The 17,574-nt window shown below is 59.1% G+C and carries 17 protein-coding genes and 2 tRNA genes; 9 read left to right on the forward strand and 10 right to left on the reverse strand.

Annotated features, from left to right (window positions below; translation table 11 throughout):
* Nucleotides 1–242 precede the first annotated feature (242 nt).
* Genes GOX88_RS00120 through GOX88_RS00150 form a run of 7 tightly spaced genes read left to right on the forward strand, consistent with a single transcriptional unit; the run spans nucleotide 243 to nucleotide 7,629 of the window.
* On the forward strand, nucleotides 243–1,604 hold the full coding sequence (locus GOX88_RS00120; RefSeq protein ID WP_170397549.1) for a V-type ATP synthase subunit B: 1,362 nt from the start codon (nucleotides 243–245) through the stop codon (nucleotides 1,602–1,604).
* Complete coding sequence (locus GOX88_RS00125; RefSeq protein WP_170397551.1) at nucleotides 1,582–2,187, forward strand: V-type ATP synthase subunit D; 606 nt, start codon at nucleotides 1,582–1,584, stop codon at nucleotides 2,185–2,187. The genes GOX88_RS00120 and GOX88_RS00125 overlap by 23 nt, the downstream gene beginning before the upstream one ends.
* Nucleotides 2,184–3,980 (forward strand): V-type ATP synthase subunit I, encoded by a 1,797-nt coding sequence (locus tag GOX88_RS00130; protein WP_170397553.1) that lies wholly within the window; start codon nucleotides 2,184–2,186, stop codon nucleotides 3,978–3,980. The genes GOX88_RS00125 and GOX88_RS00130 overlap by 4 nt, the downstream gene beginning before the upstream one ends.
* Nucleotides 3,977–4,420: an ATP synthase subunit C gene (locus tag GOX88_RS00135; protein WP_170324458.1), complete on the forward strand. Its 444-nt coding sequence runs from the start codon at nucleotides 3,977–3,979 to the stop codon at nucleotides 4,418–4,420. The genes GOX88_RS00130 and GOX88_RS00135 overlap by 4 nt, the downstream gene beginning before the upstream one ends.
* Nucleotides 4,420–5,097: a hypothetical protein gene (locus GOX88_RS00140; protein ID WP_170397555.1), complete on the forward strand. Its 678-nt coding sequence runs from the start codon at nucleotides 4,420–4,422 to the stop codon at nucleotides 5,095–5,097. Before GOX88_RS00135 ends, GOX88_RS00140 begins: the two co-directional genes overlap by 1 nt.
* A 1-nt stretch (nucleotide 5,098) precedes the next feature.
* Nucleotides 5,099–5,791 carry a hypothetical protein gene (locus GOX88_RS00145; RefSeq protein WP_170397558.1) on the forward strand — a complete coding sequence of 231 codons (693 nt, stop codon included), beginning with the start codon at nucleotides 5,099–5,101 and terminating at the stop codon, nucleotides 5,789–5,791.
* Nucleotides 5,788–7,629, forward strand: coding sequence for a V-type ATP synthase subunit A (locus GOX88_RS00150; protein WP_170397561.1), 1,842 nt, complete (start codon nucleotides 5,788–5,790; stop codon nucleotides 7,627–7,629). Before GOX88_RS00145 ends, GOX88_RS00150 begins: the two co-directional genes overlap by 4 nt.
* An 8-nt stretch (nucleotides 7,630–7,637) precedes the next feature.
* Here GOX88_RS00150 and GOX88_RS00155 read toward each other — a convergent pair.
* The 6 genes from GOX88_RS00155 to GOX88_RS00180 form a co-directional block, all read right to left on the reverse strand.
* A tRNA-Glu gene (locus GOX88_RS00155) sits at nucleotides 7,638–7,712 on the reverse strand.
* A 22-nt stretch (nucleotides 7,713–7,734) separates the two neighbouring features.
* A tRNA-Glu gene (locus GOX88_RS00160) sits at nucleotides 7,735–7,809 on the reverse strand.
* A 98-nt stretch (nucleotides 7,810–7,907) separates the two neighbouring features.
* Entirely contained in the window at nucleotides 7,908–9,650 is a 1,743-nt protein-coding gene (gene recJ, locus GOX88_RS00165) for a single-stranded-DNA-specific exonuclease RecJ (protein WP_170397563.1), read from the reverse strand.
* Nucleotides 9,651–9,741: 91 nt separating this feature from the next.
* A complete protein-coding gene (gene glpX, locus GOX88_RS00170; RefSeq protein WP_170397566.1) occupies nucleotides 9,742–10,725 on the reverse strand; it encodes a class II fructose-bisphosphatase in 984 nt (327 codons plus the stop codon).
* A gap of 69 nt (nucleotides 10,726–10,794) precedes the next feature.
* Nucleotides 10,795–12,081 carry a homoserine dehydrogenase gene (locus GOX88_RS00175; RefSeq protein ID WP_170397569.1) on the reverse strand — a complete coding sequence of 429 codons (1,287 nt, stop codon included), beginning with the start codon at nucleotides 12,079–12,081 and terminating at the stop codon, nucleotides 10,795–10,797.
* 128 nt (nucleotides 12,082–12,209) lie between these two features.
* Nucleotides 12,210–12,458, reverse strand: a complete 249-nt coding sequence (locus GOX88_RS00180) for a hypothetical protein (protein WP_170397572.1) — start codon at nucleotides 12,456–12,458, stop codon at nucleotides 12,210–12,212.
* Between the two features lie 99 nt (nucleotides 12,459–12,557).
* Here GOX88_RS00180 and GOX88_RS00185 point away from each other — a divergent pair, with 99 nt between their 5' ends.
* Nucleotides 12,558–13,145, forward strand: coding sequence for a TetR/AcrR family transcriptional regulator (locus GOX88_RS00185; RefSeq protein ID WP_170397575.1), 588 nt, complete (start codon nucleotides 12,558–12,560; stop codon nucleotides 13,143–13,145).
* Between the two features lie 4 nt (nucleotides 13,146–13,149).
* Here the strand turns inward: GOX88_RS00185 and GOX88_RS00190 are convergent, their stop codons facing one another.
* Entirely contained in the window at nucleotides 13,150–14,061 is a 912-nt protein-coding gene (locus GOX88_RS00190) for a pirin family protein (RefSeq protein WP_170397578.1), read from the reverse strand.
* A gap of 157 nt (nucleotides 14,062–14,218) precedes the next feature.
* On the opposite strand from GOX88_RS00190, the gene GOX88_RS00195 reads away from it, so the two are divergent.
* On the forward strand, nucleotides 14,219–14,713 hold the full coding sequence (locus tag GOX88_RS00195) for a hypothetical protein (protein WP_170397580.1): 495 nt from the start codon (nucleotides 14,219–14,221) through the stop codon (nucleotides 14,711–14,713).
* Here GOX88_RS00195 and GOX88_RS00200 read toward each other — a convergent pair.
* Genes GOX88_RS00200 through GOX88_RS00210 form a run of 3 tightly spaced genes read right to left on the reverse strand, consistent with a single transcriptional unit; the run spans nucleotide 14,661 to nucleotide 17,551 of the window.
* Nucleotides 14,661–15,281, reverse strand: a complete 621-nt coding sequence (locus GOX88_RS00200) for a TadE/TadG family type IV pilus assembly protein (protein ID WP_170397583.1) — start codon at nucleotides 15,279–15,281, stop codon at nucleotides 14,661–14,663. The genes GOX88_RS00195 and GOX88_RS00200 overlap by 53 nt on opposite strands.
* Complete coding sequence (locus GOX88_RS00205) at nucleotides 15,282–15,812, reverse strand: TadE/TadG family type IV pilus assembly protein (protein WP_170397586.1); 531 nt, start codon at nucleotides 15,810–15,812, stop codon at nucleotides 15,282–15,284.
* The gene (locus GOX88_RS00210) at nucleotides 15,809–17,551 is read right to left on the reverse strand and encodes a TadE/TadG family type IV pilus assembly protein (RefSeq protein ID WP_170397590.1); all 1,743 of its coding nucleotides are present in this window, start codon (nucleotides 17,549–17,551) and stop codon (nucleotides 15,809–15,811) included. The genes GOX88_RS00205 and GOX88_RS00210 overlap by 4 nt, the downstream gene beginning before the upstream one ends.
* Nucleotides 17,552–17,574 lie beyond the last annotated feature (23 nt).

Here is a 17,574-nt window from a genome sequence, read left to right on the forward strand (position 1 = left end):
TGTCTCCTCCCAAAGATTATGGTTTCCGGCGTGAACCGGATGCCGGACAGCATCAGCGATTTCTTGCGTACGTGTCAAACTAAATTTTTAGTAATTGGTTTTGCAGGGGCTTCAGAGACGCCAATGCATCCTCGGTTGCCAATTTGCGAATTCGTTGTAAGCTGCACCCATAATTACAAAAAATGCCGCTGATTGACGTGGCGCTGATTGGTGAAAATCACTTGGACGTATGAGGATAGGTAATGTCCCAGAGTCTGTTGAAATACACGCGTGTACTGGAAATTGTCGGGGATACGATCAAGGTCAGGGTGCCTTTGGACGGGTCTGCCGACGCGGCGGTTCGGTTCAACGATCTGGCGGTGATTGAAACGGTTGATGGTCATAAAACCCTGGCACAGGCGATCTTCATAGACCACGACGTGGTGACGTTGCAGGTGTTTTCCGGCACCAAGGGGATATCGACCGAAGCGACCGCAGCTTTCCTTGGCCACCCGATGCAGTCACCCTATTCGGCCAACATTCTGGGCCGCGTGTTTGACGGGGCAGGGGTGGCAATCGATGGCGGGCCGGACCTGTCGGCCGAGCCTCGAATCGATATTGGCGGGCCGACCGTGAACCCGGCCGAGCGCGCGGTGCCCAACAAGATGATCCGCACTGATGTGCCGATGATCGACGTGTTCAACACGCTGGTCGAAAGCCAGAAAATCCCGATCTTTTCCGTCTCGGGTGAGCCGTTCAACGCGTTCCTCAGCCGAATCGGTATTCAGGCCGACGCCGATATTGTTGTCTTCGGCGGGCTGGGGCTGATCTTTGACGACTATCACACGTTCCGGACGTCGTTCGAGGATGCGGGCGTGTTCTCGCGCACAGTGATGTTCGTCAATCAGGCGATGGATCCTCTGGTCGAACGCCTTCTGGTGCCTGACATGGCGCTGGCTGTGGCCGAGAAATTCGCGGTGGAAGAGGGCAAGCGCGTACTGGTCCTGCTGACTGACATGACCGCCTTTGCCGACGCGATGAAAGAGGTTGGCATCAGTCAGGAACGGGTCCCCTCGCAGCGTGGGTATATGGGCGATCTATACTCTCAGTTGGCGCGTCGGTACGAGAAAGCCTGTGATTACGCCAAGGGCGGATCGGTGACGGTGCTGACCGTGACCACGATGCCCGGCAATGACGTGACACATCCGGTTCCGGACAACACCGGCTACATCACTGAAGGGCAGATCTATCTGCACTCGGGCGTGATCGACCCGTTCGGCAGCCTCTCGCGCCTCAAACAGAACGTGATCGGCAAGACAACCCGCGAAGATCACGGCCAGATCATGAACACGATGATCCGCTTCTATTCCGAAAGCCGCGATGCCGCGCAGAAACAGGCGATGGCGTTTGATCTGTCGGATTACGATCACCAGTTGCTGAAATTTGGCGCGTTGTTCCGCAAGCGGTTCATGGACATCAACGTCTCAATCCCGCTGGAAGAGGCGTTGGATTTGGGGTGGAAAACGCTGGCGGAGTGCTTCCAGCCGGAACAATTGCTGATGAAGCAGGCTCTGGTCGACAAGTATTTCCCGAAGGATGCAAATGGCGCGGTTGCAGCTGAATAAATCGTCGCTGGCCCGCCAGCAGACGCAGCTGAAAAGTTACGAGCGGTTCCTGCCGTCGCTGGACCTGAAGCGCCAGCAGTTGATGGCGGAACGGGCAAAAGCGCGTGAGGATGTGCGGCGCCTGGAGGACGAGGTCAAGGAACTGGCGCAACAGGTCGGGGCGAAGCTTCCGATGCTGGCGCAGCAGGGTGTCGATCTGGACGGGCTGGTTGAACTCAAGGACTATCAGGTCAAAGACGTCAATGTTGTCGGTGTGAAAATGCCTGCGCTCGACCGGATTGAGGTTGCCGTGCGACCCTATTCTTTGCTGGCCAAACCCCATTGGGTCGACGCCGCCGCGCAGTTGTTGCACGACATGATCGAGGCGCGCCTGCGGGTCAAAGTGGCCAAGGAGCGGGTGAAGATTTTCGACAAGGCCGTCGCTACGATAACCCAACGCGTCAACCTGTTCGAAAAGGTTCTAATCCCGCGCGCCAAGGCCAATATCAAGAAGATCCGCATCTATCTGAGTGACGAGCAAATGCAGGCCGTCGTGCGCTCGAAAATCTCCAAACGCAAACACGCGCAGGAGGCTGCGTCATGAGTGTTGCGCGTCTCAAGAAACTATCGCTGGTCGGACGCGCAGGGCAGAAGACCGAGACGCTGGAGGCACTACAGGAGCTGGGATGTATGCACGTTCTGCCGCTGGCTCCGCCGCCGGCCGAGCCCGAAAAGATCAGCGAACGTGGTGCAAGAAATGCCTATAAGGCACTGAGGTTTCTGACAGATGTGCCAGAGCCGCGCCGCCAGATACAGCGTGATCCCGCATTTAACATGGACAAGTTCGTCAAGGACGTTCTGAACCTGATGCAGCGCTCGCGTAACATGACCGACCGGCGGGACTTTCTAGCCCATCGGATCGCTCAGGTACGACCATGGGGAGACCTGGACTTTCCACCCGATGATGTGTTGGCGGGCAATCGGCTGTGGTTCTACCAATTGCCAGTGAAGCACCGAGATGCGCTGTCGGACCTGACGCTGCCCTGGGCCATTCTGGAACAGGACCATCGGTTCATTTACGCTGTCCTTATCGCGCCTGACGAACCCGCTGACGACATCCTGCCAGTTGCGCGCACCCATACCGGGTCGCTGCCCATTCACGAGTTGGAGGCGCAACTGGAAGAGGCTGAGATCGCCATCGAAGCGCTTGAGGCTGAACGGGTTGCGCAGACGCGCTATCTGACGCTGATGCGGCGCAACCTTTCGGTGGCCGAAAGCGCGGCGGAACTGGCTCATGCGACGCAGAAAGTGCGCGATGAAGAGGCGATGTTCGCCCTGCAAGGCTGGGTGCCCGAAGATCGCATTGAGGCCGTGCTTGAGATGGCCAAGGCCAAAGATGCAGCCGTCCTGATCGAAGAGCCGGCGCCAGACGACACCCCGCCCACACTGTTGGAGCAACCGGAAAAACGCAGTGCTGCAGTGGACTTGGCGCTGTTTTATCAAGTGCCCGGATACAAGGATTGGGACCCTAGCGTCATCGTCGCAGCCTCGTTTGCGTTCTTCTTCGCGATGATCGTGGCCGACGCCGGATACGGGGTCGTCATCCTGCTGGGCCTGTTGCTGTTCTGGAAACGGATGGGCGGGACCTCCGGGCAAAGGTCATGGCGGCTCTACGGGCTGATCATTTCAGGCGCGACGATTGTGTACGGCATTCTGGTCGGCAGCTATTTCGGAGTAACTCCGCCCGATGGCTCGATCTGGGCCAAACTCAAGCTGCTGGATATGAACAATTTCGGGGCCATGATGATGGTGTCGATCGTTGTCGGTGTTCTGCACCTGGTGCTGGCCAACGCGCTGGCGGCTCGGGCGGCGTGGGGGCAGAGAAAAGCCATCGCCAATCTGGGTTGGATCGCTGCGCTGATTGGCGGGTTTGTTCTGTGGCTCAGCTATATGAAGGGGAACTCTCCGGCTCCGGGGACAGCGATCCTGATCGTGGGGGCTCTGGCCATCCTGCTGTTCTCAAGCGAGCGGGTGATCAAGAAACCGACGGATTGGATATGGCGCCTGATCGACGGGGTGCAGGGCCTCGCCGGGGCGATGGGGGCGTTTGGCGACGTTCTGAGTTATATGCGCCTGTTTGCGCTGGGTCTGGCCTCGGCCTCGCTGGCGATTACCTTCAACGATCTGGCCATGTCGGTGATCCACGCGCTGAAAGGGCCGGGCATTCTGTTCGGTCTGTTGATCCTGATCGTCGGCCATATTCTGAACTTCGCCCTCGCATTGATGAGCGGTGTCGTCCACGGATTGCGTCTCAATTACATCGAATTCTTTAAATGGGGTCTGCCGGATGAAGGCATCGTCTTTCGCCCGTTCGCCCGCAAGGAGGTTCAGGAATGAATGAGCTTGTTCTGACATTGGGTTGGCTGGGGATTTATGCCCCCATGGCGCTGGGCGCGGCAGCGAGCGCAATTGGCTGTTCGATTGCGGGAATGGCCAGTATCGGCGCCATGACCGAGACCGAGGGCGGCTATGGCCGATTTGTTGGTGTTTCCGCCTTCCCCTCGACCATGGTGATCTACGGCATCGTTATCATGTTCACGCTCAACCGTGACGTGACGCCGGAAAACGCGGGCGGGCTGTTCGGGATCGGTATCCTGTCGGGCATCGCGCTGATGTATTGCGGTATCTGGCAGGGCCGCGCTTGTGCGGCGGCGATCAACGCGACCAAAGAAAAACCGGAAATATTCGGCCTGTCGCTAGCACCCGCCGCGATCATTGAAGGCTTTGGTGTCTTTGCCTTTGTCTTTGCCTTGGTCATCAGTGCGGGGATCAGCTGATGGGACAGGATGGCATGATCTCTCACGGTGTCGATGCGCTGATCGACAAGCTGCGCAGTGATGGTGTGGCGGCCGGGCAGGCGGACGCGGAAAAATTGCGCGAGGATGCCAAGGCTGAGGCCGCGAAGATACTCGCTGACGCCAAGCACGAAGCGGACGCGTATCAGAAAAAGGCCCGCAGCGAATCCGACAATTACCGTGCTGCGGGTGAAGAGGCGCTGAACACAGCCATGCGCGACGCGGTATTGACCATGAAAGCGGGCCTGACCGACCGGTTCCGCGAAGATGTCGAGCGTCTGGTCACCAAGGAAATGGCCGACCCGGACTTGCTGAAACAGATGATCCTCGAGGTGGTGGGCCGCGCCGCCGCTGAGGCCAAGCTGGACGGCAAGGTGCAGGTCATCCTACCCGCCAAGGTCGCCACGCAAGAGGATATCAAGCAAAACGCCGACGACATTCAGTCGGGCAAGCTGACCAAATACGTGCTGGGCCTGACCGCCGAGATGTTGCGCGAGCAGGTCGAACTGCACGCCTCGGACGATGCGCAGGATGGTATCCGGGTTCGGGCCGAGGATCAGGGCGTGGTGTTGGACCTGACTGACAAGGCCGTGGCCTCGCTGTTGATGGAGCACCTGCAGCCCCGCTTCCGCGCGGTGTTGGAAGGAGTGATCCGGTAACATGTCGGACCCCGACGCCTATATCGCGCTGGTCAGCAGCCTGCCGGGCTCGGAACGGTTGTTTGTTGCCAAACAGCCGCCTTTGTCGCGGCTGCGGCTGGACCGGCGTTTGACGGCGCTGACGCCCGAGGATGCGCGCGTTTTGAGGGTGTTGGAGCACGCGCTGAACTGGGGCGACTATGACATGGATGTCACTGACGCCCAGGCCATCGAACGCTGCAAAGAGGCGTTGCGCGACATCCCGCAACCAACCCTGCGCAAGTTGTTTCTCGAGCGGATGGACCTGCGCACAACCGCCGCCGCGTTGCGTTTGCGCAAGCAGGGGGGCAGTCCGTCCTCGGGAACGTTTGGTATGGGGCGTTGGACCCGGCACATCCCGGCCAACTGGACCGATCCGAGCTTCCGTCTGGAAGGTCCGATGCCCTGGATCAAAGAGGCCAAACAGTTGCTGGATGCCGAAGATCCACTGGGGCTGGAGCGGTTGCTCTTGTCGGTCAGCCACAAGCAGTTGAAAAAGCACGCCGCCCGCCATCTGTTCGATTTCGAGGCCGTGGCGATCTACGTGCTGATCTGGAATATTTTCGACCGCTGGGCGCAAAGCAATGCGCAGGACGCGGTCAAGAGATTTGAACATCTGGCGCAGCAGGCCATGGCCGGTGTCGCCGAGATCGACATTGATGGAGCAAGCGCATGACAGCCCCAACCGCCACCAGGCAGACCGCCACCGCCCGCGTTGTCTCGGTACAGGAAGGGCTGGTGCAGATACAGGCCAATCACGATGCCTCGGGCCAGCCCGGGCAGCTGGTCAAGAACGAGGTGGTGTTTATCCTACCGACGCGCGCCGGCCCGGGTGGCCGTCAGGAACGCTTGAAGGCCGAAGTGTTGCGGGTGCGCGGCGACATCGCCGACGTGCAGGTCTATGAAAGCACCGACGGGGTTGCCGTGGGTGATCCGGTCGAACAATCGGGGCAGTTGTTGTCGGTCGAACTGGGGCCGGGCTTGCTTGGGCAGGTCTTTGACGGGTTGCAATCGCCGCTGCCCAAGGTGGCCGCCGAATTCGGCACCTTCCTGCCGCGCGGAGCGGATGTGGCCCCGCTGGACGCGCAGGCCAAGTGGTCGTTCACGCCGTCGGTCAAGGTTGGCGACACGGTCACAGCGGGCGACAGCATCGGGACCGTGCCCGAAGGCCATTTCAACCACAAGATCATGCTGCCTTTCAACTGGGTGGGCGATTACAAGGTCGTCTGGGTCCAGAAGGGTGCCGCCACGATCCACGATATCGTGGCGCGGCTTGAAGATGAACAGGGTGGAGAGCACACGCTGACCCTTTCGCAGAAATGGCCGGTGCGGCGTCCGCTGCCGGAAAGCATCCTGAAGCGCGCGTTGTCCGAGCGGCTTTATCCGACGGAACCGGTCCTGACCTCGCAACGTTTGATCGACACGTTTTTCCCCATCGCGCGCGGGGGTACGGCCTGTATTCCGGGTCCGTTCGGGGCGGGTAAAACCGTGTTGCAAAACCTGATCGCGCGGAACGCCAAGGTGGATATCGTGATCGTTGTCGCCTGCGGTGAACGCGCTGGTGAAGTCGTCGAGACGATACACGAATTCCCCAAGATGATCGATCCAACCACCGGCGGCAGCCTGATGGACCGGACGATCATCATCTGTAACACGTCCTCTATGCCGGTCGCTGCACGTGAGGCGTCGATCTTCACCGGCATCACGCTGGGCGAGTATTACCGTCAGATGGGCTATGAGGTTCTGCTGATCGCTGACAGCACCAGCCGTTGGGCGCAGGCGATGCGCGAAACCTCTGGCAAGCTGGAGGAAATCCCCGGTGAAGAGGGCTTCCCCGCCTATCTGGAAAGCTCGATCAAGGGTCTCTATGAGCGCGCTGGTGCGATGAAAACCAATGATGGTGATCTGGGCAGCCTGACTCTGATCGGCACGGTGTCACCCGCGGGCGGCAACTTTGACGAGCCGGTCACGCAGTCGACCCTGTCCACGGTGAAATGCTTCCTCGGTCTATCTTCTGAACGTGCTTACAAACGGTTCTACCCGGCGGTTGACCCGATGCTCAGCTGGTCGCGCTACACCGATCAGTTGTCGGACTGGTACGACAAAAACGCCGAACCCGGCTGGACCGGTAAGGTGCGCGATCTGCTGGACCTGATCGAAAAGGGTGAGCAGGTCGACCAGATGATGCAGGTAACGGGCGAAGAGGGGGTCACCATCGAAGACTTTGTCACTCAGCAAAAGGCGCTGTTCGTGGACATGGTCTATTTGCAGCAGGACGCGTTTGACAAGGTGGACGCCACGGTTCCGCTTGAACGTCAGAAGATGACCTTCAAGCTGGTCTATGATGTGACTCAATCGACAGCAACTTTCACCGACAAGGCTGAGGTGCGGCAGGTGTTCACGCAGTTAACCGGTCTGATGAAGAATTTCCACTATGCAGCGGAAAACACGCCGGAATTCAAATCGACTTGGGGGCAGATCACCGATCTGTGCCGCGACAAGTTCGGGGTGTAAGAAAGAAATGGCAGCCCGTAGGGGAATCGAACCCCTCTTTCCAGGTTGAAAACCTGGCGTCCTAACCGATAGACGAACGGGCCATTTGGTCCAAACAAGCACAAGTGGTAGCCCGTAGGGGAATCGAACCCCTCTTTCCAGGTTGAAAACCTGGCGTCCTAACCGATAGACGAACGGGCCACGCTGGCTTGTGGAGGGCCTTTTACGGTTTCGCCGTGACCCCCGCAAGCCGAAAAATGCAGGGATGTGAAAGTTTTTTCATGGGCCAGAAATTGGGCTCAATTTGCTTGCGCTGCGTCTTCGAGCCTGAGTTGCACGCTTTGGCGTCCGCCCCATGTGTTCACCTCAAGCCGTCCGGCGAAATGGAACCGTGCACCGCCGTGATTGGACAGCTTTTCGCCCATTGGCCCATCAAATGCCCCAAAGGCGATGGCGTCCAGACCGCCACCGACACCGTCCGCCAGAGACAGTTTCAAATGGGATTCGCCGACACGCTTGGCAAAGCGCACCTGAAGGTCGGGCAGGGCGTATCGCGGGGCAGGGGCGCTGGCCCCGAACGGGCCCGCCTTTTCGATCTGTTCGATTAGATCAATTGTGGCCGCGCCCGGCATCAGGGTGCCGTCCAGTTTCAGGTCGGCAGGTCCGCCTTCGCCTGCGCCCTGTTTGGCCAGCAACTCGGACAGCCGTTCCATCGCAGGTTCCAACTGATCCCGCATCACCGTCAGACCAGCTGCCATCTTGTGACCGCCGCCTTTGACCAACAGTCCTTCGGATGCCAGCCGCTGGATCGAGGCACCGAGATCAACGCCAGATATTGAACGGCCCGAGCCTTTGCCCTCATCCCCGTCAAAGCCAATGACAATCGCTGGGCGGTTCGCGTTTTCCTTCAGGCGCGATGCCACGATGCCAACCACGCCCGGATGCCAGCCTTCGCCCGCGGCCCAGACCAGAGGCGCGTCCAACCCGCGTTCCTCGGCCTGTTCCAGCGCGGCCGCGCGCACTGCGTTTTCAATGTCGCGACGCTCGGTGTTCAGTTCATCCAGCCGCTGCGACAGCGCCTCGGCCTCGTGCGACGACTCCGTGCTGAGCAAGCGCGCGCCCAGATCAGCCTGACCGATTCTCCCTCCGGCATTCACGCGCGGACCAAGCAGAAAGCCCAGGTGGTAACTGTTGGGCGCCGAGTCCATGCGCGCCACGTCGGACAGGGCCACCAGACCCGGTCGTTGCCGCTGCGCCATGACCTTCAACCCCTGACGTACCAGTGCCCGGTTCGCGCCGATCAGCGGCGCGACATCGGCCACAGTCGCCAGCGCCACAAGATCCAGCATTGAAATCAGATCGGGGCCTTTGATGCCTGCCTCACGCAGTTGTCGCCCGGCTTCGACCAGCATCAGAAACACAACACCTGCCGCGCAGAGATAGCCCAGATCGCCGCTTTCGTCCTGTCGGTTCGGGTTCACTACGGCGACGCAATCGGGCAGGGTTTCACCGCCCAGGTGGTGGTCCAGCACGATCACATCCGCACCTTTGGCAGCGGCGATAGGCTCGTGACTGAGTGTCCCGCAGTCGACGCAGATGATCAGGTCGTGGTTCGCGGCTAGCTCCTGCATGGCCGGGACATTGGGGCCATAGCCTTCGTCAATCCGGTCGGGCACATAGAGCGTTGCCTGAAGGCCCATCTGACGTAGCCAAACCAACAGCAACGCGGCCGAGCTGCCTCCGTCCACGTCATAATCCGCAAAGACCGCGATCCGTTGTTTGTTCCGAACCGCCGCCAGAAACCGCGTTGCGGCGGTTTCCATGTCTTTCATCGACCGTGGGTCAGGCAACAGTTCCTTCAACTTGGGCTCCAGGAACCCGTCGGCCTCCATCGCCGGAACGCCACGCCGCGCCAAAACCTGACACACGGCGCGGGGCAGACCGACCTGTTGCACAAGCATCTCGGTCGCGCGCTCCACCTCGGTCGTGGGACCGACCCAGCGCCGCCCGGACAATGATTGTTCAACCCCTAGAAAGCTCATGACCTGCCCCTGATATGCCAAGGCCGGACCCTCTCGGACCCGGCCTCATTGTCTTTATGGATAGCCTTGCGCGCAGTACGGGCGCAAGCGGTTAGGCGTTGTTGTGCGACCACATCGGCGTGCGGTAGGTCATGCGACGTACTGACCCGGTTTTCGACCGCATCAGCAGGGTGGTGGTTTCCACCCAGCCCGGCTCGCGCTTGATGCGCGGCAGCAGCGAGCCACCGGTCACGCCGGTTGCGGCAAAGATCACGTCTGCCGTAACCATCTCATCGCGCGCATAGACGCGGTCCAGATCGGTGATGCCCGCCTTGGCGGCGCGGCCACGTTCGTCATCGTTGCGGAACAGCAGGCGGCCAAAGATCTGACCACCCATGCATTTCAGCGCAGCTGCGGCTAGAACGCCTTCGGGCGCGCCGCCTTGGCCCATATACATGTCGATGCCGGTTTCTTCGCTTTCGGCGCAGTGCATGACGCCCGCCACGTCACCATCGGTGATCAGGCGGATCGAGGCACCGGTTTCGCGCACTTCGGCGATCATTGCTTCGTGACGCGGGCGTTCCAGAATGCAAACGGTGATGTCAGCGGGCGCGCAGCCTTTGGCCTTGGCCAGCGCTTCGACACGCTCGCGCGGGCTCATGTCCAGATTGACGACACCTTCGGGGAAGCCTGGGCCGATGGCCAGTTTGTCCATGTAAACGTCCGGCGCGTGCAGCATCGAGCCGCGCGGACCCATGGCGATTACGGTCAGCGCGTTGGGCATATCCTTGGCGGTCAGCGTGGTGCCTTCCAGCGGGTCCAGCGCGATGTCTACGCCGGGGCCTTCGCCGGTGCCGACCTCTTCGCCGATATACAGCATCGGTGCTTCGTCGCGCTCACCTTCACCGATGACAACGACGCCCGCAATATCCAACAGGTTCAGCTGTTCGCGCATCGCGTTCACGGCTGCCTGGTCGGCGGCTTTTTCGTCACCACGACCGACCAGAGAGGCCGACGCCAGCGCGGCCTGTTCTGCAACCCGCGCAAGGCCCAGAGATAGCAGGCGGTCGTTGAAATCTACTTTGGCAGCACTCATGTTCGGTATCCTCAGGTCAGTAAAGGCGTTTTGTTCGGGATAGCCTGCGTTTCATGCAGGCCGCAAGGGTCAAACCTCTTCAATCCGCAATGCAACGGGTTCTCCGGCCACCACGTCGGTCTCGCGTAGCCCGTCGAGGGCAACGTCCAACGTGGCGCGTGTGGTCCTGTGGGTCACGATCAGAACCGGCGCGGTGCTTTCCGAATGCCCGTACTGGCGCATCCGGTCGATTGACACGCCCGCATCACCCAGAATGGCCGCCACCTTGGCCAGCGCACCGGGTTTGTCGAACAGCGCAAGACGCAGATAGTAAGGGGCGGGCAGGCCGGTCACCGCAGGCTGCGCGTCCTGCAGGGAGGTCGCGGGGCGGCCAAAGGTCGGAATCTGCAACCCACGGGCCAAATCGCAGACATCACCCATCACAGCGCTGGCCGTGGGGCCCTCGCCGGCACCGGGGCCGCGCAGGACAACCTGTTCGACCGCATCGCCTTCGATCACCACCATGTTGGTGCCGCCTTCCAGCTGCCCAAGGGGCGAGCTGCTGGGCACCAGACATGGCTGCATCCGCTGTTCCAGACCACGCGCCGAGCGTTGTGCAACGCCCAGCAGCTTGATGCGATAGCCCATGTCGTCGGCCTGATGGATGTCATCCAGGCTGATCTGCTGAATGCCTTCGATCTGGATGCCGTCAAAATTCGGTTTGGTCCCGAACGCGATCGAGGACAGCAGCGCCAGTTTGTGCGCCGCATCAATGCCGCCGACGTCGAGGTTCGGGTCGGCCTCAAGATATCCCAGTTCCGCGCATTCCTCGAACAGGGCGTTATAGCCCAGCTCCTGCGATTGCATCCGGGTCAGGATATAGTTGCAGGTGCCGTTCATCACGCCCATGACGCGGGTGATCTCGTTCCCGGCCAGCCCTTCGGTGAGGGATTTGATGACCGGGATGCCGCCTGCCACGGCGGCCTCGAACCGGATCACGCGACCTGCGGCCTCGGCCTTTTCGGCCAGTTCCTGACCGTGGATCGCCAGCAGCGCCTTATTTGCTGTGACGACGTCCTTGCCGGTTGCCAGCGCCGCCTCGACCGAGGCTTTGGCAGGGCCGTTCTCACCACCGATCAGTTCGACGAAGACGTCGATGTCGTTGCGTTTTGCCAGCGCCACCGGATCGGTTTCCCAAGCATAGTCTGAAAGGTTCACGCCGCGGTCTTTACTGGCATCGCGGGCCGACACGGCGACGATTTCCACAGACCGCCCCGTACGCGCCTGCAACAGGTCTGCGTGGCGACGGACGATCTTTACGACACCCACGCCAACTGTTCCCAAGCCCGCAATTCCCAGCCGCAGCGCCTGTGTCATCCCGTGGGTTCCTTTCCGCTCGAAAATTTCGTGGTATCGGGCCTGCCGCCCGTTCAGCGCTGCCTTAGCGGGTTCGGCGCTAGGGTGCAATGCGTCGCGGCCCGGGGTGGGCCCGGAATCGCATTGGGTCAGTTGATTTCCGCAGCTTGAAGCTCTTCCGCCTTTTTCTCCAGCGCTTCTCGCCGCGCGATCAGGTCCTCTTCGACTTCGGCGGCCTCGTTCAACGGGTCAACCGGCGGGCCGAGGTTTTCCTGAATGGGAATAAGCGTGGGGTAGGCGGTCGACCCGACGTCGGGCTGCTCGCGCCCTTCCAGTTCCGGAAAATCGGCGCATCCGGCACAGGCGAGCAACAGGATCAGCAAAGGCAGGGGCTTCATTCAGAACCCTTTCAAGGTCGATTGCAAACGTGATGCACCTTTTGCGGCGTTGGTTCAAGCGGGGTTCTATCTGAACATGCGTTCAGATACGGTGCGAGAATGGCACGTACGCAAGGTTCACATTCCGATATCACCGGCCCGCGCATTCGCAAAGCGGCGCTGGGGTTGTTCGCACGCCACGGTTTTGCCGCCGTCTCCATGCGCCAGATCGCTGGTGAGGTTGGGGTACAGGCGGGGGCGCTGTACAATTACACGCCCGACAAGCAGAGCCTGCTGTTCCGTCTGATGCACGAACACATGCAAGAGCTGCTGTCGGCCTATGACACGTTGGACCAGCCCGCTGATGCGTCCGAAGCGTTGCGCCAGTTTGTCGGGTTCCATATCCGCTTTCACCTAGAGCGCCCGGATGAGGTGTTCATCGCCTATATGGAACTGCGCAATCTGACGTCCGAGAACTTTGCAGAGATCGAAGCGTTGCGCCGCCGCTATGAGGACGCGCTTCAGGCGATACTGCGCGCCGGGCAGGCGGCCGGGGCGTTTGATATCGCGGATACCAAGATTGCGACTTTGGCGGTGATCGCCATGCTGAATGGTGTGATGACGTGGTATCGCGCCGGCGGACGCCTGTCGCTGGATGAAGTCGAGCAGGTCTATTGGGACATGGTCCGCCGGTCAGTTTCGGCCTGATCGCCTAATGCGCGGGGCGAATGAAGGTGCCGTTGCGCAATTCCCGAAAGGCTTGTTCCAGCTCTGTTCGTGTATTCATCACGATGGGCCCGTGCCAGGCGACCGGCTCGTCAATCGGTGCACCTGAGATCAGCAGGAAACGCACACCGTCAGGCCCGGCCTGAACCGTGATTTCATCCCCTGTGCCAAACCGGACCAGCGTCCGGTCACCGGACATGTCGCGGATATTGACCTCTTGCCCGGCGACTTCTTTTTCCAGCAGGATGCCGGTAGGTTGCGAGGCGTCTGCAAAGGCAGCCTGACCTTCGAACACATAGGCAAAGGCGCGGCGGTAGGTGTCTATCTTAAAAGTTTTTTTGACCCCGGCTGGGACGTGCACGTCCAGATATTGCGGATCGGCGGCAATCCCGTCGACCGGGCCGGTCTTGCCCCAGAACTCTCCCACGATCACACGGACCGTGGTGCCGTCGTCATCAATGATTTCCGGGATGTCCTTGCTTTGGACGTCCTGATACCGCGGCGCGGTCATCTTTTGCGCCGAAGGCAGGTTGCCCCACAATTGGAATCCATGCATCTGGCCTGACGGGGTTCCGCTTGGCATCTCCTGATGCAGAATCCCAGAGCCTGCGGTCATCCACTGAACGTCGCCGGCACCAAGTGTGCCGCTATTGCCCAGCGAATCCGAGTGTTCGACCGAACCGGCCAGCACATAGGTGATCGTCTCGATTCCGCGATGAGGGTGCCAGGGAAACCCGGCCTGATAGTCCTGAGGGCGCTCGTTGCGAAAGTCATCGAACAGCAGAAACGGGTCAAGCTCGGACGGGTCCTGAAACCCGAACGCGCGGTGAAGTTTGACGCCAGCACCCTCAACTGCGGCGATGGCATTCCGGGTTTCCAGAACGGGACGTAGGGACATAGCGGCCTCCTAAAGCTCTGGTCACCATGTATTTTCGGCAAGGACAGCGTCAATCGGCAGAAAAGAACGGGAAATGTGCAAAAATCAGCAGTAGCGCCCCCCCCTGTTTATTCCCGCCAGAAGCCGCTAAACCCACGGGAAAACAACAGGGGTTCACATGCAACAGGACATTCTTGCCACCATTAAGCCGTCACCTGCCAGACGTTGGCTTGGCGTTGGGATGCTGAGCATCGTTGGCGTGCTTGTCCTGTCTGTCGCGCTGGCGCAGCCGCCCGAGCCCCTGTGGATGGTGTTCCTGATTGCGGTTGGCGGCGCGGCGTTCTGGTTGGCGTATCGCATGTGGCACGCGACGAATGACTGGATCGAACTGACGCAATCCGAACTCAGAACCGGGGCAGGGCACATTATCGCGAAAGTAGAGGATATCGAAGCTGTAGACCGGGGGGTCTTTGCGTTTAAACCTTCAAACGGGTTTTTGTTGAAAACACGCGTTGGCGGGGAAAACAGCTGGGCGCCGGGGCTATGGTGGCGTGTGGGACGCCGGGTGGGCGTCGGCGGCATGACTGCTGCCGCCGAAACCAAATTCATGACGGATGTGCTTAGCTCGTTGTTGCTACATCCACAGGACCAGCATCCCCTTGACAGAAATTAGCCGAAATATCGGGCGCTGTTACAAGATCGGTAAAGCGCGGCCGTGTGAAAACAAAGTTGGTGAATTCATAATCTTTGGTCAGCCAACCGGTTTTGAACAACGGGTCATATTCGTTCATCGTTTCAACAAGGATCAAAGTGTCCAGGTCCGACATCGGCGGAAGCTGTTCTTTTATCCTGTCGATGTTGGAGTTGTTCCATTCTCCCTTGAACCCGCAGGTTGTGGTCCATAGGACGTAATGGCGGTCATCGTCCTCTTGATACATGATGAATGTCAAACGCATCTTCAGCGTCGAGTTGTTGTTCACCATCCGCCGCATCAGGGTGTACATGGAAACTGCATAGGTGTCGGTCACATCTTCCGTTTCACGTGAGATAAGGTCACCCACCGTGTAGGCAGCCTTCAGGTTGGCGGTATTTTGGCGGAAACCGTCAAAAAACGTGTATCCAAGCGTGATGGTCCACACGAATATCGGGAAAACCACAATTCCCTCGAAGGCGAGGCCGCCGTATTCGCTGCGGGCGAATTTGCGCAGATATTGCCGGATACTTAAAAAATATCGTGTCATTTAAGGCTCCTGAACAAAGGCGGTGATCGCCGTGAGCGTGACCAAGCCATCGTCACTTTGCAACGCGCGCCCCATCGCGGTGGTCGGGAAAATTGGGTCAACTTTTGCGCAGGCGCGAAGGATCATTAGCTCGTTCGACGCCCCCGCTTCGAAGTTCCGGGCCGGTTTGGCCTCTTCCTCTCTGTTTACGCAATCCGGTACCACTGGGAAATCCAAGCCGGTGAATGCGTCCTGAAGGATCATTTCCAGCCTTAGATTTCTGGAACAGCTTGGGATTATTCCCGCCCTGCTGCAGATATCGTCCTTGATCGTGTCGTGACTGATAACTGAATCGGTTCCCAGGCGGATATCGCGGACGACAATGTCCATGGAGCGTTCCAACAACGACTGCTGAATCGTGACCATCGAGTATTCGACGGCCCCCATGATGAAGAAGAGATAGGCCGGGAAAATCAGGACAAACTCAACGGTCAACGACCCGTCTTCAGACCTCTTGAACCGAACTAGTTTCTTCAGAAGATTGCGGATCATTGTGTCAGCCTCAGTCGTTTGATCGACGAGGCGATGGACCGGAATGCCTCTTCAAGCGTCAGGTTCTCGTCGCCCAGCTTGCCGGTGCTGTTGACCTCGTAAACCATGCTGGGTTTGGTGGCGCAGTTTTCGATCGTGGTCAAACCTGCGTCAGGCGCTTCGAAGGCGATACCGTAGACCAGTACACCTTTGTTTTTGATGGCGGAACAGATGTTACTTGTGCGCGTGTTCTTCGAGCTTCTTGAGACCGAATAATAAGCATTCGAATACCAGTCGCTGAGTGCGCTGCTATCCCATGGATAAAAGTTGTATCGTGCATTCCAGCGGAGCGATGTGAGGGCGAAAAGCTCTGGGTAGGTCAGGCGAGCGGCGGTGCCGTCTTCATCGTCCCTGTCCCCATAGCGGTGATCCATGTTCCAGCGTTCCTGCCGAGACCAGTAATACCTGTTCGGATTTGTTGACGAGCGGATACTGTATTCGCCTTGAACCGTCACCGTCTCCCATACCTCAGTGTCCCAATTGTACCTGGTTTCCTCTTGGGAGTAATTGGGATTGTACCAAACAGGGGAATTCCCGCTGCGCAACGAATTTTTCAGTTTATACTGACTGGTGTTGTATCCGTCGGTCATAACGATGATGACCTTCTGAACATCAGACGTGTATTCCTTGGGGCGGTTTGCAAATTCTGTCGGGACGACCGTCGGTGCATTCTCGGCTTCCGAGTCCGGGTCTTTTTTCTGACTTGCCAGTTGGGTGATGATGGGTCGGAACTCGGGGTCGACCAGCGCGGCGGCCCATTTCATTCCAATATCAATTGACGTGTTGCCACTCGCAGTCAGCGCTCCGATCTGGGCATGAAGTTCTGCGATGTCGTTTGTCACCGGGGTGATCACACTACCGGCTCGGGTGGGGCAGGTTGGTCTGCGGTTGTGCTCCCACTGGTAGGCATCGTTGTTCGATCTATATCGGTCGAAATGCGCTGTACGTTCAAGCACAGTCGAGGGTGTCAGGTTGTGTTCTTGGAATTGACTACTCGTGAAGTTCACACAGTGCGAGTAGTTATGTTCATCGGTTACACCCGTCATTTTGCCCAGAATGTTCTCTCCGGCATTTACTTGCGTGGCGTAAGGAATAATCGAGATCGAAATCTTCTCGGGATTTTCCTTTTCATACATCGTTGTCACAAATTCTTTGGCCGCTTCCCGCAAGACCTGAATTTTCTTTTTGCCAGCCTCCGCAGACGCATTTTCCATCGACCCGGACATGTCGAGAACCAGAGAAATCTCGATGGCACCCACGGACTCTTCCGCGGTGCTGGTAACCGAAGCCTTCAGTTCGGGAATGCCTGCCAAATACATGAAGGCTGTTTTCACGACTACTTCGGCCTCAGCCGTAACCCGTCTTGAGCCGAAACCCGGAGTAACGACAGGGTCTTTCGTCAGTTTGCCTCTTATGTCGGATTTTTCGACATAGGCCATTACGACGTCCTTCGGAGGCAGTTCCTGATCAAGGTCGGCGGCAGCCAGAACCGCACGGTCCAATGTCGCCTGCAGGTTCGCCCTGTCACGCTCAAAGTGCATGATGTCGGCGCCCATGCCCGTCAAACAGATGATGATGAGAAAGCCGGTCAGCACGAAGATCGTGAACACGCCGCCCTCTTCGTCCCGGGCGAAACGACGCGCCGAAGGGGTGAAGTTCTTCAATTTCTTTGAGCCGCTTTTAAATACGCGCACTATCATATTGTCGACCTCGCTGAGCAGAC

Origin of the sequence: Ruegeria arenilitoris, from assembly GCF_013030985.1 — a bacterium.
Taxonomy (GTDB): Bacteria; Pseudomonadota; Alphaproteobacteria; order Rhodobacterales; family Rhodobacteraceae; genus Ruegeria; species Ruegeria arenilitoris_B.